The sequence below is a fragment of the Paenibacillus sp. LRG-1 genome (assembly GCF_057220305.1).
In genome coordinates this window covers 3,917,063-3,942,909 of sequence record NZ_CM170126.1, presented here as the reverse complement: position 1 = coordinate 3,942,909, position 25,847 = coordinate 3,917,063, and the positions used below count along the sequence as shown (strand labels likewise).

Sequence of the window (25,847 nt, the reverse complement as noted above, 5' to 3'; positions counted from 1 at the left end):
ATGTCTGATTTGTTTAGTTGGGCATGATCCATACGATTTCGCTGATTCGAACAAAGAATTTTTTTCCGTATACATCTAAAATGACATGGTCGGGCTTACAATCGACTACGCATCCATCAATTCTGCCACGTGTTGTCTCAAGTACAACGTACTTGCCGATCACCGATTTTAATGTTTCTACGACGTATGGATCTACAGGGTGCACCACGACGTGGTGAGAGGTAGGATGGTGAGGAAAAGGTTGATTAACGTTGTAATTGAGCATTTGATTTGAATTCAATTGCTTCACTCCTTCAAGATTAGTTGTGTTATCCTATGCTCCTGCCTAGGAAAGGTGTAGGCTAATGCCCATCAGCGAAAACATTCATAACATTGCCGAAAAGCCCGGTCCATAGGAAAGCTCAATACATAAGCTATGTTGTACCTTGAATTGAAGGAGGCAATGACCATGAGTGAATGTGAAAGAGGTTGTGGTGGCGGTTCAGTAGGGGGCTACCCAGGAGTATGGACATCGACAGGAGCTATCCTGGTACTGTTCATTTTGCTCGTTATCATTACTAAGTCTTTATGGGTTTAAATTGAAATGAGTAGCTTAACCCCCCATCGGTATATAACCGATGGGGGGTTAAGTGCTTTAGAGGATGGAACGTATGATAAAACACCTCAAATAACAGCGTACAGGCCCTACACAAACTGTGCCGGGCTGGGCAGCTGTCATTTGAGGTACATTGGCATCTATAGACAGGAACGGACAATGGAACAGAGATTAAATTAACGCAATCGCCAGCAGGGTGAACAAGCTCAAAGTTAAGATTTGATTCCCATACCCGTAGCCAGGATAAAAGGCAGACGTTTGTACACGTCCGTTCCGTTCTGTTTTTAAGTACACATTATTACGATCCACATCCATAATGGTTCCTTCGTACTGTTTTCCGTCAACGGTGAGAATACGCACTTTTTTATTCATGCAGTTCAAACAGTTGTAATAAGCGTCCATTCCATCACCCCCTCTTATACATTGGCATTTTATGAGAGGGACGGTCTTATGGTAACGGCGAACATACAGGGAAAAGGTATTCCCTCGAACTTAAGGCCTGACTAGAGTTAGCCTATTCTTGATAGGGATTAAAAGAGAAGCCAGGATATCCATTGGTATGGGCGTAACCTCTTTGGGGGGCGACCTGAGGGTGGGGTGAAGTATCGGCAAGCCTTACATGTATCCCAGGTTTTCGGGGGGGCTGCTGCTTGCAGTCATTGGGAGGACCGATGATGACAGGCTTTTTAATTGGGGCGAGTGCTTCCTGAATCTTATTCTCATTCAGGCAGTAAGTATGAGCCAGAATGTTACTTGGCGTTAGCCGCAAAATGTCGGAGCCCAGTATGAATTCAGGGGTCGGAGCATTAAAAATGGTCAACAAATGAGTGTTGTCCATCGTGGCGACCAGATAATGCCACCATCCCTGAGGAACGTTAGCCACTTGGCCAGGTGTGATCGGAAAATGTCGTAACTCGAGGGTGAAGGGGTTAATCAGTGACACGGTTACTGCTCCAGAGATGCAGTATACCAGTTCTGTGGCATTTTGGTGATAGTGAGGCTCCACAACATTAGCTGTGCTAAGGCGAATATCCAGCAGCGATACATTTGCCAATGTATTCAGCTGCTGGATCGACAGCTCGTTGATCGAGTTTTGAGCATCCTTCTGAAACAAAACATTGTCTCTTAAATCATAGGTAAATTGTACAGTAGGGGAGGTGTAATCCATATATGAATCCACGCGTCGTTTCCTGCCTTTCTATTATTCGAAATTTGATGATCGTACGCTACCCTATGCATACGCCCATGTATGTGTGCGCGGATATGTGATTTGAATTAGTAGAAATCAGGCTCCGGTCCCGGGCAAGTTGAAGTGAAAAATAGCGAAAAAAGTCACGTATTCAAGTGTGGTCAGAACATGATCCATTGTTCTTAATACACGTCATCCCTTTAGGGATGGCGTTTTATTTGCTTGGGTAGTCTTAGGACCAGAGCCGGATGATACGTAAATGCGGCTTATGGTATACTGCAACGGACGTGTGAAAGCATGATTGTCCCATTCCGTATGTAGCCACGCGTCATTTCTGCAGCTAGGCATAAGTTATGTCATAAGAAACATCATCGGATAAACGTCCCTGAGTTGTACAGGCCGGAATGGTTGCACCGGACAGAACATGAAAGAGGAGGTTGTCTGGAATATGAAAAAGTTATCTATTTTAATCCTGTCCTGCGCATGTATGTTAGGTACTGTATTGTCAGTCGCACCAGGACAAGCACAAGCACAAGCACAATCGTCAGCTTTGAAGAAAGGGGTTCAAAGCGAACGGGTGCTGGAGCTTCAACAGCAGCTTCATTCGCTCGGTTATTTTAAAGCCGGGTTTACTGGGTACTATGGTTCTCTGACCAGTAAAGCGGTGGCTCGTTTTCAACGGGATAACGGTCTGACACCTGATGGAGTAGCCGGAGCGGCTACACAAGCCAAGCTGGAATCCTTCGGAGAGGTGCGCGTAACCGCGCTGGATCAACTGGCTCGTATCATTTATTCTGAGGCTCGCGGGGAATCGTTTGAAGGTCAAGTGGCTGTTGGCGCTGTCGTATTAAACCGTGTTCAGTCCGGTGAGTTTCCAAGCTCGATCCCGGACGTTATTTTGCAGCCTGGTCAATTCACCGCTGTACAGGATGGTCAATACCGCCTGAAACCCAACAAGACTGCGTACCGTGCAGCCAGACAGGCACTTAATGGTGCTGATCCGACCAATGGGTCCTTGTTTTATTACAACCCGGCCATTGCTACAGCCAAATGGAGTAAAAGTCGCCCGGCTGTCATCTCACTCGGTCGCCATACGTTTACGAATTAATTTCATATGAGAATACGCAAATTTCTAGCCGTCAGTTGCTTCTTCTAGGAGCAGTGACGGTTTTTTATATTCACAAATTTGTAATATTTTAGTGGTGAATTATCTGATTTAATATTAAAAATTCTACCTATTATTCCGATACTCTTAATAGACAAAAAAATGAAATTAAAGGAGTCCTTCTAAAATGAGTCAACATCCTTACACTATCGAAGTAGATCAAGCCATGAAAACGGTACATATGGCGGTGAATGGAGTTTTTAGCCAGGAGGAGTATGATAGCTTTGTAAAAGATTATGTAGCCAAAACCTCATCCATTCAGGCGTCCAGCTTTACACTCAAGGTAGATTGTACCCAGATGGCACTTTTGGGTCCGGGAGAAGTGGAAAAACTGAAGGGCTCATTTGTACGTTATAAAGAAACTGGATTTACCAAAGTAATCTTTGGCATCAGCCTTCAACAAACCATTATTAAAATGCAGCTTGGTCGAGTAGCACGCGAAGCAGGATTAAACAACGTAGATATTGTTGTACAATAATGCGCTGATGTATGTGTAAGGGGGAAGCCTGATGAGCCATATCAAAATAAAAGCACTGGGTGTGTATCATCCGTCCCATTCGTTGGATAACGAATACTATGTTCGCCATTTTGACGAGCAGGGCAAAGATATTCGACGCTTCATGGAGCATATGGGTAGAAAACAGCGTTATATCATTGATGATCCGAACGAAAACGGTCTAACAATGGGAATTGCGGCTGCGCAAAAAGCTCTGGAACAGGCTGGTATGACAGGCCGTGACGTGGATATGATCGTGTTCTCCACTCAAGTTCCTGAGTCACTGTTTCCGATGAATGCATTGTTTGTTCACCAGGCGATTGGGGCCAGACATGATGTGGCCGTGATGGATTCCAACGCGAATTGTGCAGGGATGACAGTCGCTGTCGATCAAGTCAGTCGGTCGATGTTATCTAATCCTGACGTGCGGACAGCGCTTATTATCGGTTCGGATTATAATTCACTCATTTCCGGTCCGGAGGATGAGATTACTTATGCGAACTATGGAGATGCTGCATGTGCGGCTATTTTGGAGCGTACAGAAGAAGACACCGGATTTATAGATTCTATGTATTTTACGGACCCAGTCAATATAGATAAAATTTTGTACCCGGCTCGGGGGTTAGCGGCAACACTCCAAAGGAACGCCCCCGGAAAATATATTCAGTGGCTTCCGTTCGACGCCAATATGGCCTTGCCTCCTACATTTGATCTGCTTGAACGCATTTTAAAAAAGAATGGGCTGACGCCTCGGGATGTACGGGCTTATTGTCTGTCTCAGTTCTCGTTAGCAAATGTATTAAAGATTCAGGATCACTTGGAGCTAGAGGATGCCCAAATGATTTATGTGGGTGATCGATATGGTTACACAGGTACCAGTAGCCCGTTCATTGCTCTATATGAAGGTATTGAATCGGGTCGTATCCGGCGCGGTGATTATGTACTGTTCTGGACGATTGGAGCTGGATATCAACTGGTTGCTATGTTATTTAAATACTAGGAATATGAAGACCTTGCAGCTGCAAGGTCTTTTTGTGTATCACACAATGACAACTGTAATGATTTGGTTGTGTTATGTTTGATTATTTTGTAAAATTTAAACATTGAATTAAAAGGGAGAGCTTATATTGCGGACATCGGATAGGATGACAATTATGACGGAAAACATGGCACACAATTCATAATAGGAGCTGAAGAGTCATTAAGATCGAAAATTTATTTTATGGGGAACGAATAAAACTGGCCGCAGTCAGGGAAGAAGATGCCGAAGTGATGTTCAAATGGGGTGAGGATGCGAAGTATCTGCGAAATGTAGATACGGATTTGGCGCTCCCTTACACGTTGAAACAGATGGAGTCAGAAGGATCTCCCAGCTCTAACGAGGTCTATTTTCGATTAAGAACATTGGCAGATGATGTCTTGATCGGATTTGTTGCTATCCACGGAATTGAGTGGAATAATCGCAGCGGGCAGCTGGCAATAGGTATAGGTAATACGGACTACCGTGGCAAGGGCTTTGGGGCAGAAGCTGTAGGTCTCATTCTTCGTTATGCGTTTTATGAGCTCAATTTAAATCGGGTCGGCTTGGATGTGATTGAGTACAATACACAAGCGATCCGAACTTATGAGAAGGCGGGGTTCCAGCTTGAGGGTAGAGTTCGTTCTGCTGTTCTTCGTGATGGTAACAGTTATGATCGTATCATGATGGGTATCCTGTATTCTGAATGGCGCTCGACTGTTCAAGTATAATAGATACACAATTTGTTCATAAAATATTCCATAATAAGCCTTTTAATAACGTGAAAAGAGGTTTATAGTTAAAGGGTCACATGCCCAAATCATTATTAATTTGAGTATGAGTCAAAGCTGAGGAGGAATTTACATGGCAAACGTTGTAAGGTCCGTTACTTCACCCAAGAAATTTATTTCTGGACAAAATCTACTCTCGTCGTTAAATGACTATATTAAGGATTATGGCGATAAAGCCTTTGTCATTTGTGATGAGTTCATACTTGAAAGGGCTCAAAAGGAGGCAGGTGCTTCAATTGAAGCAGCTGGTAACCAGGTGGTCTTCGAGAAATTCCAATATGAATGTACAAAAGAAGAGATTGATCGTAACCGTGAATTGGTGCGTAAACATGGTTCGAACATTATCATAGGGATTGGCGGGGGAAAAACGTTGGATACCGCCAAGGCAACCGCTTATTATGAAAAGCTGCCTGTTGTTATTTTCCCAACGATTGCTTCTACAGATGCTCCTTGTACCGCGCTTGCGGTTATATACAAAAAAGATGGCTCTTTTGATGAATATCTGTTCCTGCCTACTAATCCAGACGTTGTACTGGCGGATACAGGCATTCTGGCAGCAGCGCCTGCACGTTTCTTTGCAGCTGGAATCGGTGATGCACTGGCCACTTATTTTGAAGCTCGTGCTTGCTATCAGGCTAACGGGGATAACCTGGTTCTGAACAAGCCTTCCACTACAGGATTGGGACTTGCTCGTCTTTGTTATGATACGTTGCTGGAAAATGCTGTGAAGGCCAAACGTGCTGTGGATCGGAAAGTATATACTCGTGCGGTGGAGGATACGATTGAAGCTACCATTTATCTGAGCGGTGTTGGTGCAGAATCAGGTGGGTTGGCAGCAGCACACGCCATTCATAACGGCATGACGGCTGTTCCTTCGCTTCATAAAGCACAGCATGGTGAGAAAGTTACATTCGGTTTGTTAACCCAGCTAGTGCTGGAAAATGCACCGAAAGAAGAACTGGAAACCGTGATTAAACTGGTTAAGGATGTAGGCCTTCCATTGACGCTTCGTGACTTGGGTGTAGAGGAATTTGTTGAGGCTGAATGGCGCCAAGTGGCTGAAGCTGCTTGTGCATCGAATGATACAATGGTCAACATGCCGTTCCCGGTTAGTCCTGCTGACGTGTATAATGCAATCATTGCAGCGAATGCAATAGCAGAATCCTATCAAGAATAGTTTCTTCCTAAATCACGAAAATGGGTTTACAAAAACGGGTCTGTCACATCACTGGCAGACCCGTTTCGTTTACGTGCACTAACATGTGAAACGAAAGAGGGTACCAGGGACTTATATCCTATCTTGTTCTGACCGATATACATGTAACAGGGAAATTAGGTTGGTTACACAGCAGGAGGAGATTTGATGTTGGTGCATGGTAAAACACGTAGGGGCAACTTGTACATCCATATGTCCAGCGGTTTTCACAAAATTGGAGATTATCGGGAAGAATATTCTGTAGCACCGGGTGATCGGCTGATGTCTAGACTGTCCAAGCGGATCTACACCATTGTATCCGTACATCTTGGTGAAGAGGCGTATGCCGATATTGATCTAGAAGAGGTTATTAGAAATAGTTAGAGAGCTTTATTTGGATTTGGTATAAAAAAGCTTCCACTTTGCTCCTAAAGCGAAGTGGAAGCTTTTTTCTTTCAGCGTAGGGACTCATGAAGAAGGTCTCGTGTGATGATATTATTTTGGTTCATAAAATGTCTGATTGCTGCTTGTGAATTGGTTGCAGACAGCTCCTTTCCCCATGTCATGGCATAGGCCCAGGCTGGCTGATTTTGCAGCACCTTCGCACTTGGCAGAATATCACTTTCTCCGATTCCCATAGGCTTGCCCTGCGCAAGCTTTAGCAATTCGGTGTAGTAGGAGGGTTTGTAATCATTGTTATAGATATCAGCTGCAAGAATATCTACTCGGTTAATACCTGGGAAGGACAAATTATAGGGAGTGCTATATGCGTTTGGAGCATTGGGACTCCACACCCACAACAGGTTATCCAGATGATGGACATGAGTGAACCGATCATACATTAGATTCCACAACTTAGCATAATTTTGCTTGTTTCCCCACCAAAACCAGTTGCCGTTCATTTCATGATAGGGCCTCCATAAAACAGGTACATCCGCGTCTCGTAAGGTCTTAAGGGACAAAGCCACCTCATCCAGATCAGCGATCAGTTGTTTATATTGCGGGGTACCCGGCGTGATGTAACGATTAAATTCAGCTTGAGTAATTTTTGCTTGTACGTTTTTCCACGTTTTGGGTTTGCCAGGAAGCGCCTGATGGAAGGTAACAGCTACGATTCCGCCGTCCTGACTCCATTGGATAGCACTATTCACAACATGCTGACGTTGCTCTCGTAGGGCCGTACGGGACTGGTTAGCCAATCCTCCAAACTCATAGCCGTGAAGTCCTGCGTATTGTCCGCTGATTTGTTGTAGCTTGTTATTTTGTTCATCCGGTGCCTCTAAGTAATCATGCTGCCCGGAAATTAGCATATCATCCGGTACATTAGATAGGTAGGCAAGTAATTGCTTGGCTTTGGCAGAGGCCTGAACATTAATTGGCGGGGCGGCATCGGCAACAATGAATGATTGCTGAGAGCCGCTGAAGAGTAAAACAAGCATTAGCAGTAGCACCCTCTGTAACCAAAAGCGTGTTGAGTGAGATTTCATGGCGCTCCTCCTTTGATGCATGGTAATGGGATTAGTATTTTTCTTTTTGCTTTCTAAGCTGTATATAGGCGCTAATAATAATCACCAGCAGACTAATCGTGGCCCATCCATTGAATTCCTGTAAGTGTATCCAGTTGTCCCACACAAGGAAACCTAAAATTACAACGAGCAAACCCATTGCAAGATACATTTTGGTTTGTGCTGGACGTTGGGTTCGTTTTGAAATCCAATGTATGATGCCGAGAACGATGGCTGCCTGAAATAAAAATATGCCCATCATCATTAAACTTGCTATAAAGATTGGGGACATCGGTATCCTCCTCCTGGGTTTACAAACAGAAAATGCAGGTTGTAACCGGGATGTGGATTCTGGATGTGAATTTAATTACAATTGGAGTAAACGATTGAGCGCTGGTTACGATCTTGAACAAGTTGGCTAAATTATACCATAACTACCGGCCTGCAATGAAAGACGTCTAAATACCCACTCTACCTTGATTCGACATCATACTTTATATTCAGCGAAATATTGACATATGGATGTACACTTCACATATATGAAGATGCAATCAGAAATATATGTGAAGTATATGCATAAGAGCAACGCGAAATCGACGGAAAAGTTTGGTATGATTAAAGTGGATTGAAAAGGAGGTGCTCTTATGAATGAAGAAAACAGACCATTCTCTAGGTCAGCAGATGCTGAAGGAGCCAAAGCGAACTTTGATGCCAATCAGCGGAAGCTTCTCTCCGAGGGAGTGCCTAGCTTATGGCGTCAGGTCAGCAACCTGCTGATTCTGGTTGGCGTGATTGCATTGATTATCCTTTTAGGTCGAGTGCTCTAATGAGATATCCAAAAAAATCGAAAAGAATTTGAAGAATTAGGGATGTGAAATGGTGTTAAAGGCAGCTTTACTTTTTATATTGGCTGGCATCGCTGAAATTGGAGGAGGATATTTGATTTGGCAGTGGCTGCGTGAAGGAAAGACATGGTATGTCGGACTTTGCGGCGGAGTAATCTTGGCTGTGTATGGAATCATTGCTACCTTTCAGGTTTTTTCCTCCTTTGGGCGTGTATATGCAGCATACGGAGGTGTCTTTATTGTTCTTTCCATTGCATGGGGCTGGTGGATTGATAAAAAGACACCCGACTTGTACGATTTCATTGGTGGATTGATTTGTTTGGTCGGTATAGCTGTAATCCTATTTCCGCGATCAGGATGATAGGACGAAAAACCCTATTTTATTTTTGAAAACATGACTATAGGTCTACAAAAATAAGCTTCATATTCCGAAATAGAACTTAAGGAGGGGGTTCTATGAACTGGAATCAAATGAAGCTTAGATTGAAATTTGGTAGTGCTGTACCGAAGAGTGAAGGTAATTTCTCTTTTGGTATCATGTGTGGACTCTTAATCAGCATCGTGCTGTGGATATCAATCATTGGCTGGATCATGCTGATCTTTAAGTGATTTTACGAAATCACTGTACATATCAAAACAAATGAATTAAGGACTGGTCACAAACCTGTGTCTTATTACCCATGCTTTATTTTGTGAAATCGTTACGTAACTTGTCTATCCCGCGACCTATGGCTTCATCAATCATATCAGTAGCAGCAGGTGTATCTGCATCGGTGTCAGGAATGCGATTAAATCCTGGCTCGCGCTTGTCCAGGGATTGTTTATGTTCGATTTGATCGTCAGTACGATTCTTTTCAGAGTTATTATCTCTCATAGCACATCACAGCTCCTTTTATTAGGCATATTCAGCTTCTATACTTTACATAAACGCTTGTGCTCCAGACTAAACGTTGATAAAAATAAAACCGGGAGGGAGTAAATCCCGCCCGGTACTTCCCAAACAACTAGCGATGCTCAATCAGATCAATCGCTCCCAGAACAACATGAGCCAGTCCGAAACCGAGAATGCCTGTAGCTGCAAGTTTGTACTTACTGCTCAGCAACACAGCGCCTGAAGCCGATACTACCGTTCCAAGAACAGCTGGAATCATACCTTCACGCATTCGTAACACCCCTTCTGGTAGTTTGGAAAGACGTTTATTAGTGTAATTCAAATGTGCACAAGTTATACAAAAAGAGAATTTTATTATTTTTTTTTAAAAACACTTTACAATTCGATAAAATTATCGTATTATATGTTGGTGCCCAATTGAACGACATTTACATAACGAGAACACTTTTTAATCAGATGCATGTTTCTCAGATACTTGTAAGACAAGTAAGTGTAAAGATTAGCGTTCCTAAATTTATGCCGGGGTGGCGGAATTGGCAGACGCACAGGACTTAAAATCCTGCGGTAGGTGACTACCGTACCGGTTCGATCCCGGTCCTCGGCATTCTTGAATTACCATGGACACATCAAAGTTAATTGAACGAAAATAACGCGAGGTTCTGTGTACCTGCGGAATACTCCGTAACAGGTATGTAGGATCAACAAAAAACGTCTCACCGTTAACATACGGAGAGGCGTTTTTTGTTTTGGAAAAATTAAGCGATCTTGTAACAGAGAGTTGGAGCCTTTCTATTGCATCAATTGTTATAATCATAGGACAACGAAATTAGGCCTTTATAATTAAATAGTAAGTATTTCTAAAAAGTGAAGTGGCCCAAAACCTTAAATCAGAATGTTGTTGTTTTTAATTAACCATTGGGAAGGTGGTTCGGTGAAGCTGATATGAATCTGACTTTTCATATGGAACAGTTAAGAGTCTGTTTTATGAATTTCATCAATTATGTATATTTTGTAATGGATGAGAAAACAAGAGACATAGCTATTGTTGACCCATCATGGGATTTATTAAAGGTAGAGTCCTATCTTCAACATTTGAATGGCGATCTCAAAGCGATACTATTAACTCACTCACATTGGGATCATATTAATTTGGTAAATCCACTCCTGGAAAAATATAACCCGCAGGTATTCATGTCAACAAACGAAATCGATTTTTATCATTTTAGATGTAGAAATTTACATTCAATTAAAGACAAGGATTCAATCCAGGTCGGTGAAACAGAAATTAAAAGTCTTTTGACTCCTGGACATACCGCGGGAAGTGTATGCTATCTTTTATCAGATCGCTTATTTACTGGGGATACAATATTCATTGAAGGTTGTGGCTTTTGTGACCCAAATGGAGGAAATCCAATAGAATTATATAATAGTGTTCAAAAAATAAAGCGAGAAATTGATGACTCTATTCAAATTTATCCTGCTCATTCATTTGGTAAAGCGCCTGGTTTTACACTCAATCACCTCATGGATGAAAATATTTATTTTCAATTTACGAGTAAGGAATCTTTTATTAAATTTAGAATGCGTCCGAACCAAAAGGGCCTGTTCGATTTCAAATGAGTCTGTATTGTGGCCCAGTTCTAATGGTGAGAGAAAATCTTAAATATAAAAAATAATACATAACGATCTATCATTTGTCTGTGCCCCAGATGCTCAAGTTAACTAGAGTAAAACACTCGGATCAGTTCTTTTATGAGCCGCCAGAAACGTTGAAGCTGTATTCGAAAGATAATAATGACTTCAAATTAAGCATTTTCAGAAAGGTTTGCGAATCCAATCTGAACTTGGCCGTTTCCAATCAACTGTGAATTGACAGGGTTTGAGTAGAGGATTATAATGGAAAAACATTATTCCAATTATATGATTATATGAAAAATAAAGGAACTTTTCTGTGGTTAATCGCTGGCGGGTCACGTTAACCATCAAAGAGGGATATATCGTGAGAGATTGTAGCTTATCAAGTAGGATAAGTGAAAGGGCGAAGCTATGTATATGGGTAGTAGACATTATAGGAGATGATTTGGCAGTACGTTTTTATAGGAGATGAGTTAAGTGAGCTGGTACGTGTTTTTTGTGCGAACGGGTAGGGAAGAACAGGTCAAGCAGCTTATTAATGAGTGGTTGGATTCTGAAGTCTACAAACCCTTTATACCACTCCAAGAGAGACTCTTTAAAGTAGCAGGAATAGTAAAGAAAGAATGGGCTCCTTTGTTCCCAAGCTATGTATTTATTGAGTCGAATTTACCTGACTTGCAGTTCGTAACCAGTACAAATTCAATGATTTGCACTTCTAGTGATATCATTCGTTTATTGAGATACTCGAAGTTTGAAGCTTCAATGAGAGATTCGGAGAAACAAATGTTAGAAAGTCTATGCAATGATAGCTATTGTATAGAATCATCAACTGGAATTATTGAAGGAGACAATATATGTATCCTAGATGGCCCACTTAAAGGAAGGGGGAGTATAGTTAAGAAAATAGATAGACATAAACGGCAAGCGGTCATTCAGTTAGAATTTATGGGTGATATCAGGTTAGTGAGAGTAGCTTTGGAAATTATAAGTAAGGTTTAGAGTGGAGAACTCGTGACGAGTTCATACTCCATGAGGAAGCTTTCAGAACCCTTAAGGGATTTGAAGGCCTTTTTTGATTTGGACTGCTAAGTTAGTAGTTTACTAGGGGGGATATGCGTAGCCTCGTATGCAGAACAACTAATGTTGAAGCGGGAAGATGCCGTGATGAAGGCGGCCGTCAGTTTTGTCCATGGAGATTATAACGCAGACGCTCCCCTTGATCGAGAAGTCTTTCATTCGGATGAGTGTAGTTACTTCGAGAGTTTGGTATTCCATCGGCGGAAATCCAACTTTGTGCTTGGCAGGCTAAGTGCCAAACAAGCAGTTTCGGTGCTGTTAAGCGAGCCAGACCTGCGCAACGTAAGTGTGGAGTCAGGTGTCTTCGGCCAGCCCATGCTTCGAATCAATGGTGTCCACAGCTATCAGGTGAGCATTGCCCACTGCGACTATATCGGAGCGGCTGTTGTTTTTCCCGAAGCACATCCCATGGGCATTGATATTGAGAGGATTGATTCTAAGCGAAATAAGACAATTGAAAGCCAACTGACGGTGGAAGAAAAGGAAAGAATCTCTGTCGTGCGGGGAGTAGGGGAGTACTCAGCTTTATTGACGGTTTTTTGGACAGTGAAGGAGGCCCTATCGAAAATATTACGTACAGGTTTTACAACATCGCTGCATGTACTTGAAATGAATGAGACCAGGTTTGTGGATGGATACTTCCAAAGTACATTTTCACATTTTCCACAATATGCTGCCCAGTCTTACCAGTTAGGTGACTATATCTGCACGATTGTAGCACCGAGAAAGACGGAATGGAGTATGAATACTTCTCGGCTTTATGAAAAATTCAATGCAAGTTTTCATCGAAATCCGTTTGTAGATCATGTTTACTGAACACCAGGTTTGTTGAGTTTTAAATCATTTATTTTTTAGGAGGATACCTATGCATAAGGAAGAAGTATTCGATATCGTTAAACGTTGTATTCGTGAAGTGCTTCCCGAATTACAAGATCACACGTTCGAGTATGGAGATCGATTGGTGGATTTGGGTGCAGATTCAGTAGATCGGGCTGAAATTGTAAACAAGACGATGGAAACATTATCTCTTAATATTCCGCGCGTCGAATTGTCTGGCGTGAAAAATATAGGGGAATTGACAGATGCACTTTATGCAAAATTATGAAAAACCTGAGTTAGTCGTTACGGGGATTGGCGTGACTTCGGCGATTGGGCAGGGGAAGGCTGCTTTTGCCTCGGCGTTGTTCAAAGGGCAGCATGCATTTGGCGTCATGCAACGCCCTGGCAGAAGAGGCGAAGCTTCATTTATAGGTGCGGAGCTGCCACCCTTGTCTTATCCGAAGGCATTATCCAAACGAATGTTACGTACAGCATCATTTTCGGGGCAGGTGGCCATGGTAACCCTTCAAGAAGCCTGGGAAGATGCCCAATTGGATAACGTTGATCCTAGCCGTATTGGACTGGTGATTGGAGGCTCCAATTTTCAGCAACGGGAGCTATTTCAGACCTATGAGGCCTACCGGGAAAAAATGTGCTTTGTACCGCCGACCTATGGGGTTTCCTTTATGGATACTGATTTGTGCGGACTATGTACCGAACAGTTCGGTATTCAGGGGTTAGCTTATACCGTCGGTGGTGCATCCGCGAGTGGACAAGTCGCAATCATTCAAGCGATTGAGGCCATTCAAGCAGATCGTGTTGATGTTTGCATTGCAATGGGGGCATTGATGGATATTTCGTATATGGAATGCCAGGCATTGCGATCCTTGGGAGCGATGGGAAGCGACCGATATGCCGATGAACCTGCAATGGCGTGTCGACCATTTGATCAATCGCGGGACGGGTTCATCTATGGGGAATCTTGCGGGGTTGTAGTCATAGAACGGGCCGATTCTGCCGTGAGGCGTCGGGAGAAACCTTATGCCAAACTTGCAGGATGGGATATGGGAATGGATCGAAACCGGAATCCCAATCCCTCCTACGAAGGCGAAGCCCGAGTGATTAGAAGAGCTTTGGAGAAAGCAAAGCTGTTACCGGAAGAGATTGATTATATTAATCCCCATGGGACAGGCTCGGTCGTTGGAGACGAGATAGAAATAAGGGCATTACAGGATTGTAAATTGTCACATGCCTATATCAATGCAACCAAATCCATTATCGGTCACGGCTTGAGCGCGGCAGGAACTGTTGAAATTATTGCTACTCTTTTACAAATGTCGGAGTCGAGACTTCACCCTACCCGTAATTTGGAGGAGCCTATCCAATTGGACTGCAATTGGGTGAAGAATGAGTCCGTACCAGCAATTATTCACAATACTATGAATCTGAGCATGGGGTTTGGTGGAATCAATACTGCCATTTGTATGCAAAAATGTGAGTCGCGTATTTGAGAGAGGGGGACGATTATGGTTGTCGTGGGAATTGAGGCAATGAACGTTTTTGGTGGCTCTGCCTATCTGGATGTTATGCAATTAGCCCAACACAGGCAATTGGATCCTGCAAGGTTCGAAAATTTATTAATGAAAGAAAAGGCGGTTGCCCTACCTTACGAAGATCCAGTTACCTTTGGAGTAAATGCGGCAAAACCGCTGGTGGACGCTCTTTCAGAAGCGGAAAAAAACCGAATCGAAATGCTTATCACCTGTACGGAATCAGGTATTGATTTTGGGAAATCAATCAGTACATATATTCACCACTATTTGGGGTTGAATCGGAATTGCAGATTATTCGAGCTCAAGCAAGCCTGCTATTCCGGTACTGCTGGACTCCAAATGGCGGTGAATTTTATTCTTTCTCAGGTCTCGCCAGGAGCAAAGGCGCTTGTAATTGCCAGTGATATTTCACGATTTATTGCTGCTGAAGGCGGGGATGTCTTGAGTGAGGATTGGTCTTATGCTGAGCCAAGTGGAGGCGCAGGGGCCGTGGCAATGCTCATTAGTGAAAATCCTCATGTTTTTCAAATTGATGCAGGCGCTAATGGATATTACGGCTATGAGGTGATGGATACTTGCCGGCCGATTCCAGATAGCGAGGCTGGGGATGCAGATTTGTCTTTAATGTCCTATCTGGACTGTTGCGAGCAAGCGTTTTTGGAATACCAAAAACGGGTGCAAGGAGTGGATTATAAAGATACCTTTCAGTATCTTGCCTTTCATACTCCTTTTGGCGGAATGGTAAAAGGAGCGCATCGCACGATGATGCGAAGGTTGACTAAATCCAAACCAAATGAGATTGAGGCAGATTATTTACAACGTGTTAAGCCCGGATTGGCGTATTGCCAACGAGTCGGTAATATTATGGGGGCGACTTTGTACCTCTCCTTGGCAGGTACGATTGATCAGGGTACATTCGATGCTCCAAAGCGAATCGGCTGTTTTTCCTACGGGTCAGGCTGCTGCTCTGAATTTTATAGCGGGGTTGTTATGCCGCAAAGCCAGGAACATCTGCGGCGTTTTGAAATTGAGCGTAATTTGAATGATCGCTATCAGTTAACTATGGATGAATATGAATCCCTACTAAAAGGCAGTGGCGCTGTACGGTTTGGAACCCGCAACGCCAAGCTGGATTTTCAATTGATTCCGGGGGTGATAGCTTCCGGGAAAGGGAGACAGCGGTTGTATTTGGAAGAAATCTATGAATTCCACCGTAAATACAGGTGGGAATCATGAGTTATCAAACGATTCAGGTTCGGTTTCAAGAATCGATTTGTTATATTCGCTTTTACCGACCGGAGGCAAATAATACGATTAATAATACCCTCATCGAGGAGTGCTTGCATGTACTTGCACTGTGTGAGGAGTCAGTTACGATCGTAGTTTTGGAAGGTTTGCCGGAGGTGTTCTGTTTTGGCGCGGATTTTGAGGGAATGCGTGAAAAAGTGGAAAGTGGACAAGAACATGCAATGAGTCCAGAGCCTATGTATGATCTGTGGTTAAAATTAGCAACTGGGCCCTATATCACGATTTCTCATGTGCGAGGAAAAGCAAACGCTGGTGGCGTCGGATTTATTGCTGCCAGCGATATTGTGATAGCCGACGAGACGGCACAGTTCAGCTTGTCAGAATTGCTATTCGGACTTTTCCCTGCTTGCGTTCTACCATTTTTAGTCCGCAGGATTGGATTCCAAAAAGCGCATTATTTAACACTAATGACGCAGCTCGTTTCGGTTCAACAGGCCCATGTATGGGGGTTGGTTGATGCGTACGATGCTCAGAGTGAGATGGTGCTACGCAAGCATTTATTACGCCTCAGACGATTGAGCAAGCATGGGATTTTACGCTACAAGCGCTTTATGGATGAACTCAACGATTTGCGTCAGTGTAAACCACTAGCGTTGGCGTCCAATCAAGAGGTGTTTTCAGACGCTCAAAATCTTAAGGGCATTTTCCGATACGTTGAAACGGGGCAATTTCCGTGGATGGACTGATGGTCTACGCCACAAGATGGGGATGTAGGAGGGAAGAAGATCATAATGTCACAATCCGTGGTTGAATTACTTGAAATCGAACGAGGTATTATTCAAGTGAAAATGCAAGATAGAGTTCATAAAAATACATTTACGCTTGAAATGACCCATGGACTAAGACAAGCGTTCAAGACGATCCAAGAAGATTCAACCTGCAAAGTCGTAATTCTAACAGGATACGATAATTACTTTGCCACGGGTGGGACGCAAGAGGGACTGTTGGCTTTACATGAAGGAATCTCGAAGTTTACCGATGAAAATATTTACTCACTTGCATTGGGCTGTAAAGTTCCAGTGATAGCTGCTATGCAGGGACATGCGGTGGGCGGAGGCTTTGTAATGGGGCTATTTTCTGACTTTGTAGTCCTAAGCAGGGAAAGTGTGTACACGACTAATTTTATGAGATACGGATTCACACCGGGAATGGGTGCCACGTATATTATTCCTAAAAAACTAGGGTTCAGCTTGGGAGAAGAGTTATTGTTAAATGGGGGCAATTATCGAGGTGTTGAACTGGAAAAACGGGGAGTTCCATTTCCGACCCTGCCCCGCAAAGAAGTGATGGGCTATGTAATGGATCTTGCCCGGCAGCTAGCCGAGAAACCCAGATTTTCTTTAATCACGCTAAAGGATCATTTGGTTGCTCCACTCCGGGAACAGCTTCCCAAAATCGTAGAACAAGAGCTTATCATGCATGAGAAGACCTTTCATCAAGCGGAGGTTAAAGAACGAATTATCAACTTGTTTGGAAAATAACCAAATAGAGATTCGTTGAACGCCTTTGCGGTTGTTCATGCGAACCAGCAACGAGTGTGAAAGAGGCATATAGCCTTCCTCATCACTCGTTTTTTCTTTGATATATTTTAGCAGGCAACTCCTGGCAATGCTTCAAACGTGAATAATAGCTCAAAATGGACAGGGTGATAAGCCTTTAGCTCATGTTATATAAACTTTGTGTTTTGAGGAGTTGGTGGAGAATGATGCGAAAACATGACCAAACATGGAACCTTGATATTCCGATCGCTTCTTTTATTGAAACTTGCCGGAAATTTCCTGAAAAAGAGTTATTTACGTTTGAGAAAGAAGGCCAGAGTCCTCAAATTCTTTCCGGAAATACGCTTCTACATCAAATACAGGCTTTGGGCAATATCCTATTGAAAGAACTGGCTGAGCAGGAACGGGCACTTCTTGTATTTCCTCAGGGTCTGGAATATATCAGCAGCATGCTGGCATGTTTTTATGCAAATATCGTGGCCATACCTACACCTATTACAGATTCGGAGCCGGATGAAAAAATCTTTGAGAAGATGATGCCTATCTATAGGGATTCCCAAGCCGTATGTATCATAACCAATACGGACTTCAAAGCATTTCTCCAAACACGGAGGGAGTTTAATTCAATCCGTATCCTGAATATTGATGAAATCTTTCAAGAAGACACCGTTGACGTTGAGATAGAGATGAGAATGCCAGCGCCGCAGGATACTGCTCTTTTGATGTATACATCGGGCTCGACATCCTTGCCAAAAGGCGTAATCCTCAGTCACAGCTGTGTGATGAATCAGGCCAAGGCCGAGCAATGGAGAATTGACCGGAATAGTCGTGTCGTTTCCTGGACGCCGCAATTTCATGCTTTTGGACTGCATAACAATATTTTAGTCCCACTTTTAAACGGGGCGTCGAGCATTATTCTCCCGCCAGAAAGCTTCGCTAAAAATCCGGAAAATTGGATTCATATGATTGACAAGTATCAGGCTACCCATACGGCAGCGCCAAATTTTGCGTTCGATTATTGCTGCTCCACACTGGACATAGCTTCAATTAAGCAATATTCACTTCGCCATCTCCAAGCGATTATATGTGCAGGTGAGCCCATCCGGAAGGAAACTTACGAGAACTTCATCCATAAATTCCGGGAATTAGGGCTACAAGAGGATATATTTTGTCCCCTCCTTGGCTTATCGGAGCTGTGCCCTGTCGCCAGTATAAAACCAGGTCAGTCGATGAGATTCCTTAACTTGGATATCCCTAGCTTGGAGCAACGAAGAGTCCAATACACGGATGAAAAGAATAAATCGAAGTCCGTAGTGAGCTGTGGGGAGATTGAAGATCCGACGCAAATACGAATTGTTCATCCTGAAAGGCATACACAATGCTTACCGGAGGAAGTCGGCGAGATTTGGATTAAATCCGCACGGATGGCAGAGGGATATTTAAACAGGAAGGAAGAAACGAATAGCACTTTTGAGGTAGCCCTTTCAGATACAAAAGAAGGCGGCTTTTTTCGTTCCGGGGACCTTGGCTTTATTGCGGATAATCATATCTATGTCATCGGTAGAGAGAAGGAAGTCATCATTATTCGCGGCAAAAACCATCATCCCGTCGATATTGAATGGACCATCCAAAAAAATATGCCAGAGTTGACCTTGCCCATCGCTGTATTTTCCTCTGAAATCAATGGTCAGGAAAAAGTAATCGTCGTACAGGAAATTGAAGCGCCCCTTCATGAGCAGGAATATAAACGTCTGGTCGAAAACATACTGAATGCCGTATCCAATACGCATCAACTTGAAATTTACGATATCTATTTGCTGCTTAAGGGAAGTATACCCAAAACGGGAAGTGGGAAAATCCAAAGAAAGATCTGCCGCAATGCTTATATCAAACAAGAGCTTCAAGCACTTTATCAATATCGGAGTGCGTTCTCACTATCACATTCGAATATGGAAGAAACCGCCGCAGAAAACCATGACAGTACCATAAATGCCGTTTCATTGGTTCAATCGAAGATTCAGGAGTATATAGTGCAATTTTTGTGTTGGGAACTGAATCTCAAGCACGAGGAAATGAATTTGAATACAAATCTTCATGGTTATGGCATCGATTCTATTCTTGTCATGAAGCTTATACGCGGCCTTGAGAAGTCCTATCCGATCAAGGTCAAAGCAAGAGAAATTTTAGAGAACCCGACGATTCAACTATTATCGGCATATTTAGCCCAAAAGGTGGAAGAAGATAAATCCACTGTACAGGTCAATACTGAGAAAAATTCGCTCAGTTTCCGAAGGAATCCGCTTTCTGAAGTTCAGAAAGGGTTGTGGCTATTACATAAAATGTCCCCTGAGATGAATGCTTACAATATACCAATATGCCTCCGGTTTAATACGAAGATTGAGATTGAGAGCATTAAACGGGCTTTTCACATCGTTTTAGAACAGTATCCTATTTTAAAAAGTGTGATTGAAGAGGAAAATGGGATACCTTATCAAAAGCTGCAGCCCACGCAGTCGCTTCATGTGCAAGTGGAGGATATTTCAGCCTTGGAAGCAGATGAGATTATTCCATTTATTAGGGATAAAGCGAAGCAACCATTCGTGCTGGAACAGGATCCTTTGATGCGTATTTATGTTATGTCCAGATCTGAACAGGAACATTTCATACTGGTTGTCATCCACCATATTATTTTTGATGGAAGTTCTTTCGGCATGTTTATACAAAGCTTTTTAGATGCCTATAAGAACGTGGTACAGGGAAAGACATCGACGACGGTGTTGCCACCCGCAGCGAGCTACGGCGATTTTGTTAAATGGGAGCAAACGATGTTAGCGAGTGCAGAAGGGGAGAAGTATCGTTCCTACTGGACACAACAGCTGTCAGGTGCTTTACCGACCCTGGAGCTGCCATATGACCGCTCTGTTTTTCCGGCTCAAAGCATGGAAGCACAAACATATTCCAAGCCGCTTCCGCTTAAATGGGTCAAACGGGTAAAGTCTTTTGCCCAAGCGCAATATACGAGCTTGTCTACAGTCTTGTTAGGTATGTATACGGTATTGCTTAACCAGTATTCGGGACAGGAAGATATCATTGTTGGAATGCCAGTTATGGTGCGCCCGGAGCAGCGTTTTGATAATTTAATCGGCTATTTTGTCAATATGCTTCCAATCCGGAGTCAGATATCGGAAACAGAGACATTCCTGGATTTCATGAAAAAATTGCAGCTGACAGTAGTCGATGGAATGGATCATGCCTCGTATCCTTTTCCGGCTCTGGTCCGAGAATTGAATGTGCCGCGGAAGCAGACGAGCTCACCTGTTTTCCAAGCAGCCTTTTCTTATCAAAACTTCCTTCCAACTTCAAGCTTTCAGCAGCTTTGCAAGCCATATAAAGATATCTTTTTCGTCGAATTGGTTGAAGAAATTCACCAGGAAGGCGAATACGAGTTGGTATTGGAACTGCAAGAGCAGGAAGAGGAAATGATATTAAATATTAAATATCGCTCCAATTTGTTCGATCATTCAACCATCATACAGATGGCAGAGCGTTATATAGAATTAGCGGAAGCACTTATGGAGAATCCCGCTTGGCCCTTGGAGGAGCATTCCTTACTCTTACCAGAGGAAAAGGACATCATCCTTAATGACTGGAATGCTACCGGAACAAGTTATCCTGATAAGTGCTTCCCTGAATTATTCGCAAAACAGGCAAGAAAAACACCTGAAGCTATTGCAGTTGTATATGAAAAGGAATCGCTTACCTATGGGGAACTAAAAGAAAAGAGCACTTTACTGGCCTTATATTTGCAGAAACATGGGGTAACTCCTGATACTCTTGTGGGGATTTGCATGGAACGTTCTTTAGATATGGTGATTGGGCTGTTAGGAATCCTGATGGCCGGTGGAGCCTACGTACCGCTCGATCCGGAATATCCGGAGGACCGATTGGAGTATATGCTTCAGGATTCCAATGTTTCACTGGTTATTACGCAATCGGGGTTGTTGGAGAAAGTATCACGCTTGGAAGGGAACAACGTTAGCTGTATTGTCCTTGATAAAGACTGGGATCATCTGAAAAGTGATGTGAAGGGTAGAAAGACAATCAAACGGGAAGTGCAACCTCACCATTTGGCATATGTGATATATACCTCTGGAAGTACAGGGAAACCCAAGGGGGTCATGATTTCACATAAAGCGTTGACCAACTTTCTTATTTCCATGGGAGAGCAGCCCGGTTTAACAGAGCAGGACAAACTACTTGCGGTGACAACGTATTGCTTTGATATAGCGGGACTGGAATTATATCTGCCTTTGATTAAGGGGGCTCAATGCTATATTTGCAGCTCCAAAAACATAAAGGATGCCGAAAGACTTAAGCGGGAAATTCAAAGAATAAAACCGACAATCATGCAAGCTACTCCTGTGACTTGGACTCTGCTCTTTCAAGCCGGCTGGAAGAACGAAGAGAACATGAAAGTTCTCTGCGGAGGGGAAGCCCTTTCGGAAACGTTGAAATCTTATTTTGTTCATAACAGCTGTGACGCATGGAATATGTTCGGTCCGACTGAAACCACAATTTGGTCTACAATTCAAAAGATCGACGCAGATAAGCCTATTTCGATCGGTAAGCCTATCGCAAACACCCAGATTTACATTTTGGACAAACATCTTAGACCTGTGCCTGTCGGTCTTCCGGGAGAGCTTTTTATTTCGGGCAGCGGATTGGCCAGAGGCTATTGGAACCAGCCAGAGCTTACGGCTGAAAAGTTCATAGACAACCCATTCAATCCGGAAACCAAGCTCTACAGAACTGGAGATTTATGCAGGTGGCTTTCGGACGGCTCTATTGAGTATGTGGGACGGATGGATTATCAAGTGAAAATTCGCGGGTTTCGGATCGAGCTGAGTGAAGTTGAAGGTCAGGTCAGAACATATCCAGGAATCGATGATTGTGTCGTGATTGCCAAGGAACAGGAGGGAAATAAGCAGCTTATTGCCTACTGTTTGCTGAACAATTCCGAGTCCGGTAAGCCTCCTCTTGATCCGAAGGAAGTGCGAAACTATTTAAAAACTTTCTTGCCTTTTTATATGATACCAGCATTTTTTATAGAGCTAGATAAGCTGCCTTTGACCCCTAATGGGAAAATAGATCGAAAAGAATTAATGAATCGCAGGATCGAGTTAGCAACAACAAGAAAGATCCATTTACCACAATCAGATGTTGAACATCAGGTTCTAGCGGTGTGGAAAAAACTTCTGAATGTTGATGATCTAAGTACAGATGATGCTTTCTTTGACGTAGGCGGGAATTCTTTTTCAGCAGCAGAGATGATCGGAAGGGTCAAGGAATTGTTGGAATGCGATATTTCGGTGACAGCATTGTTCAAGTATCCGACAGTTAAGGAACTCAGTGCCTACATTACAGAAACAAGAAGCGAGAATGTTGATTCTCAAACGGAACAATCACATACACCGGAACAAACAGATACAGCTGAAAATACAGCCTTACCGAAAATGGTTTCAGGCGAAGATGACCTCAAGCCACCCTACCCAGATTACTTTGAGGATAGTCTCGCAATTATAGGGATTTCATGTCATTTTCCAGGGGCCAAAAACCATGCCGAGTTTTGGAGCAATTTGAGGGCAGGGGTGGAGAGTGTCCGCTTCTTTTCCGAGGAAGAATTGGTTGGATTAGGGCTGGAAAAAGAAATCGTCGGGAATCGAGGCTATGTTCCCGGACGATGCACGATTGAAGGAAAAGAGTATTTCGACCCTGAGTTTTTCAGCTTATCACAGAAAAATGCAGAGTTTATGGATCCTCAAATGAAATTGCTGTTGCAGCATTCATGGAAAGCCGTTGAGGATGCTGGCTATATTAGCAAAGAAATTCCTGAAACCAGTGTGTATATGTCGGCAAGCAGCTGTTTCTATCAAGCATTTATTCCAAATTTGGCGTCGCAATCACCTAATGTCCTGAAGAACGCGGATGAATATGTAACCTGGATTTTAGCACAGGGTGGGACAATTCCTACCATGATCTCTCATAAATTGGGATTTAAAGGTCCGAGTCTGTTTGTGCACTCGAACTGCTCTTCCTCATTAGTCGGATTGCGTCTGGCTTCGCAAAGCCTGTTATCCGGTGAAGCCAAATACGCTTTAGTCGGAGCATCCACGATCTTTCCTTTCACCAGTTTAGGCTATGTGCATCAACCCGGCTTGAATTTTTCCAGTGACGGACATATTAAAGCCTTTGACGAGTCGGCAGATGGAATGATTGGCGGAGAAGGGGTTGGGGTTGTTCTACTGAAGAAAGCCCCAGATGCCATTAGAGACGGTGACCATATTTATGCGCTTTTACGGGGAGTAGGTGTGAACAACGATGGAACCGACAAATTAGGGTTTTATGCCCCAAGTGTCAAAGGTCAGGCTGAGGTTATTCAGAAGACGATAGAATCAACCCGAATTCATCCCGAATCCATCAGTTATATCGAGACGCATGGAACTGGAACCAAATTGGGCGATCCTGTTGAATTTGCCGCCTTAAATGAAACGTACAGGCAGTATACAACCAAAAAACAATTTTGCGGTATTGGATCGGTCAAAACCAATATCGGGCATCTGGATACTGCAGCAGGTTTGGCGGGGTGCATTAAAGTTGCTTTAAGCTTATACCATAATGAGATTCCTCCTTCACTTAATTACGAAAAACCGAATTCTGATATCAATTTTCCTGATTCACCCTTTTATGTTGTTGATAGTCTCCAAAAATGGGAGAAGGCGTCGGCTCCTCATCGGGCGGCGTTAAGCTCCTTTGGAATAGGCGGAACTAACGCTCATGCGATTTTCGAACAATTTGTAGTCAATGCTGAATCAGAACGATTTAAAGATAGTTCTGTGAACAAAGAAGCTGTATATCTGATTCCATTATCTGCAAGGAATCATCATCGTCTTAAAGTGTATGCACAAGAGCTTTCAGATTTTTTGATAGCTTCTGAAGACATTAATTTGTCGGATGTATCCTTTACGCTTCAGACAGGACGAATGGCAATGAAAAACCGGGTAGCTTTTATCGTAAAGAATACGAGCGAGCTGGTACAAAAGCTCCAATCGTTCACGAATGAACAAGAATCTATCGAGAATTGCTGGAGGGGAGAAAACAATCAGTCAAAAGATTCAGTGCAATTATTTGAACAGGAAGAAGTTTTCAAGGAATTAATGAGCAAATGGATTGCAAATCGTGAAATGAACAAGCTGGCAGAGTTGTGGACCAAAGGCTTCTATTTAGATTGGCGATTGCTATATTCCAATGTCATACCGAAAAGAATAAGTCTACCTACGTATCCTTTTGCTCAGGAGCGCTGTTGGGCTCCTGAGGTTGAGGCCGGAGCAGTAAGAACCGAAACAGTGGATGCGCCTGCGATTAGCCGTACACTGCTATTTGAGCCTGCCTGGAAGGAGCAGGACGTACCACTGGAAGCCGAAGCCCCTGACTATGATTGGCGAATGGTCTTGCTTTGTGAGCCGGAAGAAGCTTTGCACGAGCGACTCGAAGCGAGCTTGAATGGAGCTGCGCAGGTGCTTGCCTTTCAATCCGGAAAAGGTCGGGTCGATGAGCGGTTCCAGGCCTATGCTGTTCAGGCCTTTGAGAGCATCCAAAGTATGCTCAAAGACAAGCCGAAGGGAAGAGTATTGGTCCAAATTGTGGTGCGGAACGCCGGGGAAGGACGGCTCTTTTCGGGACTTTCGGGACTGTTGAAGACAGCCCGTCTGGAAAACCCGAAATTCATCGGGCAGCTGATCGAAGTGGATCAGGGAGAACAGGCGGAAGGTATCCTGGCGAAGCTGGAGGACAACAGTCGAAGCCCGATGGATGGCTGGATTCGCTATGAGGAAGGTCAACGGAAAACCGCTTTTTGGAGCAGGCTCGAAACATCTGGGCAAAAAGAGGAGCTTCTATGGAGAGATGGTGGGGTCTATCTGATCACTGGCGGCTCCGGCAGTCTGGGGCTACTGATTGCAGAAGAGATTTCCCGGCAGACGCGAGCAGCGACCTTCATTTTGACGGGGCGGTCGTCGCTGGACCAAGACAAGCAGACGAGGCTGCAGGAGCTGGAGGCTTCAGGGGCCAGCGTGGTGTACAGGCAAGGCGATATCACCGATAGGAAGACGGTTATCGATTTACTGAACAGCATCGAGCAGGAATATGGGCGTGTCCATGGGATCATCCACTGTGCAGGGGTGATTCAAGATAACTTCATCATCAAGA

The 25,847-nt window shown here is 43.6% G+C and carries 26 protein-coding genes and 1 tRNA gene (1 of these 27 cut by a window edge); 20 read left to right on the top strand and 7 right to left on the bottom strand.

Going from position 1 to position 25,847, the window contains the following annotated elements; all coding sequences use genetic code 11:
• Positions 1-13: 13 nt before the first annotated feature.
• On the bottom strand, positions 14-280 hold the full coding sequence (locus tag ACUUJN_RS17360; protein ID WP_025719729.1) for a DUF2642 domain-containing protein: 267 nt from the start codon (positions 278-280) through the stop codon (positions 14-16).
• A gap of 168 nt (positions 281-448) precedes the next feature.
• Here ACUUJN_RS17360 and ACUUJN_RS17355 point away from each other — a divergent pair, with 168 nt between their 5' ends.
• Complete coding sequence (locus tag ACUUJN_RS17355) at positions 449-577, top strand: hypothetical protein (protein ID WP_013371969.1); 129 nt, start codon at positions 449-451, stop codon at positions 575-577.
• A gap of 189 nt (positions 578-766) precedes the next feature.
• Here ACUUJN_RS17355 and ACUUJN_RS17350 read toward each other — a convergent pair whose 3' ends face one another.
• Both ACUUJN_RS17350 and ACUUJN_RS17345 read right to left on the bottom strand, forming a co-directional pair.
• A complete protein-coding gene (locus ACUUJN_RS17350) occupies positions 767-997 on the bottom strand; it encodes an LSm family protein (protein WP_028540505.1) in 231 nt (76 codons plus the stop codon).
• Between the two features lie 112 nt (positions 998-1,109).
• The gene (locus ACUUJN_RS17345) at positions 1,110-1,775 is read right to left on the bottom strand and encodes a cupin domain-containing protein (protein ID WP_023989406.1); all 666 of its coding nucleotides are present in this window, start codon (positions 1,773-1,775) and stop codon (positions 1,110-1,112) included.
• Positions 1,776-2,232: 457 nt separating this feature from the next.
• On the opposite strand from ACUUJN_RS17345, the gene ACUUJN_RS17340 reads away from it, so the two are divergent.
• The 6 genes from ACUUJN_RS17340 (at position 2,233) to ACUUJN_RS17315 (ending at position 6,833) form a co-directional block, all read left to right on the top strand.
• Positions 2,233-2,892 carry a cell wall hydrolase gene (locus ACUUJN_RS17340; RefSeq protein ID WP_484668741.1) on the top strand — a complete coding sequence of 220 codons (660 nt, stop codon included), beginning with the start codon at positions 2,233-2,235 and terminating at the stop codon, positions 2,890-2,892.
• 184 nt (positions 2,893-3,076) lie between these two features.
• A complete protein-coding gene (locus tag ACUUJN_RS17335) occupies positions 3,077-3,427 on the top strand; it encodes a hypothetical protein (protein WP_013311042.1) in 351 nt (116 codons plus the stop codon).
• 31 nt (positions 3,428-3,458) lie between these two features.
• Positions 3,459-4,445, top strand: coding sequence for a ketoacyl-ACP synthase III (locus tag ACUUJN_RS17330; RefSeq protein WP_484668740.1), 987 nt, complete (start codon positions 3,459-3,461; stop codon positions 4,443-4,445).
• Between the two features lie 200 nt (positions 4,446-4,645).
• On the top strand, positions 4,646-5,194 hold the full coding sequence (locus ACUUJN_RS17325) for a GNAT family N-acetyltransferase (RefSeq protein WP_023989403.1): 549 nt from the start codon (positions 4,646-4,648) through the stop codon (positions 5,192-5,194).
• A 133-nt stretch (positions 5,195-5,327) separates the two neighbouring features.
• Positions 5,328-6,431, top strand: coding sequence for a glycerol dehydrogenase (locus tag ACUUJN_RS17320; RefSeq protein WP_023989402.1), 1,104 nt, complete (start codon positions 5,328-5,330; stop codon positions 6,429-6,431).
• A 186-nt stretch (positions 6,432-6,617) separates the two neighbouring features.
• Positions 6,618-6,833 (top strand): hypothetical protein, encoded by a 216-nt coding sequence (locus ACUUJN_RS17315; protein ID WP_013311038.1) that lies wholly within the window; start codon positions 6,618-6,620, stop codon positions 6,831-6,833.
• Between the two features lie 71 nt (positions 6,834-6,904).
• On the opposite strand, the gene ACUUJN_RS17310 is transcribed toward ACUUJN_RS17315, so the two are convergent.
• Positions 6,905-7,936: a glycosyl hydrolase gene (locus ACUUJN_RS17310; RefSeq protein WP_023989401.1), complete on the bottom strand. Its 1,032-nt coding sequence runs from the start codon at positions 7,934-7,936 to the stop codon at positions 6,905-6,907.
• Between the two features lie 31 nt (positions 7,937-7,967).
• Positions 7,968-8,246: a hypothetical protein gene (locus tag ACUUJN_RS17305; protein WP_028540506.1), complete on the bottom strand. Its 279-nt coding sequence runs from the start codon at positions 8,244-8,246 to the stop codon at positions 7,968-7,970.
• Between the two features lie 352 nt (positions 8,247-8,598).
• On the opposite strand from ACUUJN_RS17305, the gene ACUUJN_RS17300 reads away from it, so the two are divergent.
• The 3 genes from ACUUJN_RS17300 to ACUUJN_RS17290 all read left to right on the top strand — a co-directional run bounded on the left by ACUUJN_RS17300 (position 8,599) and on the right by ACUUJN_RS17290 (position 9,408).
• Entirely contained in the window at positions 8,599-8,781 is a 183-nt protein-coding gene (locus ACUUJN_RS17300; RefSeq protein ID WP_023989399.1) for a hypothetical protein, read from the top strand.
• Positions 8,782-8,833: 52 nt separating this feature from the next.
• Positions 8,834-9,160 carry a YnfA family protein gene (locus ACUUJN_RS17295; protein WP_023989398.1) on the top strand — a complete coding sequence of 109 codons (327 nt, stop codon included), beginning with the start codon at positions 8,834-8,836 and terminating at the stop codon, positions 9,158-9,160.
• A gap of 95 nt (positions 9,161-9,255) precedes the next feature.
• A complete protein-coding gene (locus ACUUJN_RS17290; RefSeq protein ID WP_023989397.1) occupies positions 9,256-9,408 on the top strand; it encodes a hypothetical protein in 153 nt (50 codons plus the stop codon).
• 76 nt (positions 9,409-9,484) lie between these two features.
• On the opposite strand, the gene ACUUJN_RS17285 is transcribed toward ACUUJN_RS17290, so the two are convergent.
• Both ACUUJN_RS17285 and ACUUJN_RS17280 read right to left on the bottom strand, forming a co-directional pair.
• On the bottom strand, positions 9,485-9,673 hold the full coding sequence (locus ACUUJN_RS17285; RefSeq protein WP_023989396.1) for a hypothetical protein: 189 nt from the start codon (positions 9,671-9,673) through the stop codon (positions 9,485-9,487).
• A 130-nt stretch (positions 9,674-9,803) separates the two neighbouring features.
• Positions 9,804-9,962, bottom strand: coding sequence for a hypothetical protein (locus ACUUJN_RS17280; RefSeq protein ID WP_013311032.1), 159 nt, complete (start codon positions 9,960-9,962; stop codon positions 9,804-9,806).
• A gap of 247 nt (positions 9,963-10,209) precedes the next feature.
• Between ACUUJN_RS17280 and ACUUJN_RS17275 the strand changes: the two genes are divergently transcribed.
• The 10 genes from ACUUJN_RS17275 to ACUUJN_RS17230 all read left to right on the top strand — a co-directional run.
• A tRNA-Leu gene (locus ACUUJN_RS17275) sits at positions 10,210-10,295 on the top strand.
• 338 nt (positions 10,296-10,633) lie between these two features.
• The gene (locus ACUUJN_RS17270) at positions 10,634-11,311 is read left to right on the top strand and encodes an MBL fold metallo-hydrolase (protein ID WP_023989395.1); all 678 of its coding nucleotides are present in this window, start codon (positions 10,634-10,636) and stop codon (positions 11,309-11,311) included.
• A 492-nt stretch (positions 11,312-11,803) separates the two neighbouring features.
• On the top strand, positions 11,804-12,325 hold the full coding sequence (loaP, locus tag ACUUJN_RS17265; protein WP_023989394.1) for an antiterminator LoaP: 522 nt from the start codon (positions 11,804-11,806) through the stop codon (positions 12,323-12,325).
• Positions 12,326-12,466: 141 nt separating this feature from the next.
• Positions 12,467-13,219 (top strand): 4'-phosphopantetheinyl transferase family protein, encoded by a 753-nt coding sequence (locus tag ACUUJN_RS17260; protein WP_053325750.1) that lies wholly within the window; start codon positions 12,467-12,469, stop codon positions 13,217-13,219.
• A 49-nt stretch (positions 13,220-13,268) separates the two neighbouring features.
• Positions 13,269-13,508, top strand: coding sequence for an acyl carrier protein (locus ACUUJN_RS17255; protein ID WP_013310983.1), 240 nt, complete (start codon positions 13,269-13,271; stop codon positions 13,506-13,508).
• On the top strand, positions 13,486-14,733 hold the full coding sequence (locus tag ACUUJN_RS17250; RefSeq protein ID WP_053325749.1) for a beta-ketoacyl synthase N-terminal-like domain-containing protein: 1,248 nt from the start codon (positions 13,486-13,488) through the stop codon (positions 14,731-14,733). The genes ACUUJN_RS17255 and ACUUJN_RS17250 overlap by 23 nt, the downstream gene beginning before the upstream one ends.
• A 15-nt stretch (positions 14,734-14,748) precedes the next feature.
• Positions 14,749-16,011, top strand: coding sequence for a hydroxymethylglutaryl-CoA synthase family protein (locus tag ACUUJN_RS17245; RefSeq protein WP_023989391.1), 1,263 nt, complete (start codon positions 14,749-14,751; stop codon positions 16,009-16,011).
• On the top strand, positions 16,008-16,769 hold the full coding sequence (locus tag ACUUJN_RS17240; RefSeq protein WP_023989390.1) for an enoyl-CoA hydratase/isomerase: 762 nt from the start codon (positions 16,008-16,010) through the stop codon (positions 16,767-16,769). Before ACUUJN_RS17245 ends, ACUUJN_RS17240 begins: the two co-directional genes overlap by 4 nt.
• A 45-nt stretch (positions 16,770-16,814) precedes the next feature.
• Positions 16,815-17,564 carry a polyketide synthase gene (locus ACUUJN_RS17235; RefSeq protein ID WP_023989389.1) on the top strand — a complete coding sequence of 250 codons (750 nt, stop codon included), beginning with the start codon at positions 16,815-16,817 and terminating at the stop codon, positions 17,562-17,564.
• 221 nt (positions 17,565-17,785) lie between these two features.
• Positions 17,786-25,847, top strand: partial view of an amino acid adenylation domain-containing protein gene (locus ACUUJN_RS17230; protein WP_484668739.1) — the 5' portion only. Its footprint extends 3,080 nt past the window's final position; only the first 8,062 of its 11,142 coding nucleotides appear in the window; the start codon lies at positions 17,786-17,788; its stop codon lies beyond the right edge, outside the window.

What these genes read in the sequence shown, in the direction of transcription:
- ACUUJN_RS17280 (WP_013311032.1), bottom strand. Translation starts at nt 9,962, where the DNA reads ATGCGTGAAGGTATGATTCCAGCTGTTCTTGGAACGGTAGTATCGGCT.
- ACUUJN_RS17330 (WP_484668740.1), top strand. Translation starts at nt 3,459, where the DNA reads ATGAGCCATATCAAAATAAAAGCACTGGGTGTGTATCATCCGTCCCAT.
- ACUUJN_RS17310 (WP_023989401.1), bottom strand. Translation starts at nt 7,936, where the DNA reads ATGAAATCTCACTCAACACGCTTTTGGTTACAGAGGGTGCTACTGCTA.
- ACUUJN_RS17320 (WP_023989402.1), top strand. Translation starts at nt 5,328, where the DNA reads ATGGCAAACGTTGTAAGGTCCGTTACTTCACCCAAGAAATTTATTTCT.
- ACUUJN_RS17285 (WP_023989396.1), bottom strand. Translation starts at nt 9,673, where the DNA reads ATGAGAGATAATAACTCTGAAAAGAATCGTACTGACGATCAAATCGAA.
- ACUUJN_RS17270 (WP_023989395.1), top strand. Translation starts at nt 10,634, where the DNA reads ATGAATCTGACTTTTCATATGGAACAGTTAAGAGTCTGTTTTATGAAT.
- ACUUJN_RS17350 (WP_028540505.1), bottom strand. Translation starts at nt 997, where the DNA reads ATGGACGCTTATTACAACTGTTTGAACTGCATGAATAAAAAAGTGCGT.
- ACUUJN_RS17250 (WP_053325749.1), top strand. Translation starts at nt 13,486, where the DNA reads ATGCACTTTATGCAAAATTATGAAAAACCTGAGTTAGTCGTTACGGGG.
- ACUUJN_RS17340 (WP_484668741.1), top strand. Translation starts at nt 2,233, where the DNA reads ATGAAAAAGTTATCTATTTTAATCCTGTCCTGCGCATGTATGTTAGGT.
- ACUUJN_RS17260 (WP_053325750.1), top strand. Translation starts at nt 12,467, where the DNA reads ATGTTGAAGCGGGAAGATGCCGTGATGAAGGCGGCCGTCAGTTTTGTC.
- ACUUJN_RS17305 (WP_028540506.1), bottom strand. Translation starts at nt 8,246, where the DNA reads ATGTCCCCAATCTTTATAGCAAGTTTAATGATGATGGGCATATTTTTA.
- ACUUJN_RS17235 (WP_023989389.1), top strand. Translation starts at nt 16,815, where the DNA reads ATGTCACAATCCGTGGTTGAATTACTTGAAATCGAACGAGGTATTATT.
- ACUUJN_RS17355 (WP_013371969.1), top strand. Translation starts at nt 449, where the DNA reads ATGAGTGAATGTGAAAGAGGTTGTGGTGGCGGTTCAGTAGGGGGCTAC.
- ACUUJN_RS17290 (WP_023989397.1), top strand. Translation starts at nt 9,256, where the DNA reads ATGAACTGGAATCAAATGAAGCTTAGATTGAAATTTGGTAGTGCTGTA.
- ACUUJN_RS17255 (WP_013310983.1), top strand. Translation starts at nt 13,269, where the DNA reads ATGCATAAGGAAGAAGTATTCGATATCGTTAAACGTTGTATTCGTGAA.
- ACUUJN_RS17335 (WP_013311042.1), top strand. Translation starts at nt 3,077, where the DNA reads ATGAGTCAACATCCTTACACTATCGAAGTAGATCAAGCCATGAAAACG.
- ACUUJN_RS17315 (WP_013311038.1), top strand. Translation starts at nt 6,618, where the DNA reads ATGTTGGTGCATGGTAAAACACGTAGGGGCAACTTGTACATCCATATG.
- ACUUJN_RS17240 (WP_023989390.1), top strand. Translation starts at nt 16,008, where the DNA reads ATGAGTTATCAAACGATTCAGGTTCGGTTTCAAGAATCGATTTGTTAT.
- ACUUJN_RS17300 (WP_023989399.1), top strand. Translation starts at nt 8,599, where the DNA reads ATGAATGAAGAAAACAGACCATTCTCTAGGTCAGCAGATGCTGAAGGA.
- ACUUJN_RS17245 (WP_023989391.1), top strand. Translation starts at nt 14,749, where the DNA reads ATGGTTGTCGTGGGAATTGAGGCAATGAACGTTTTTGGTGGCTCTGCC.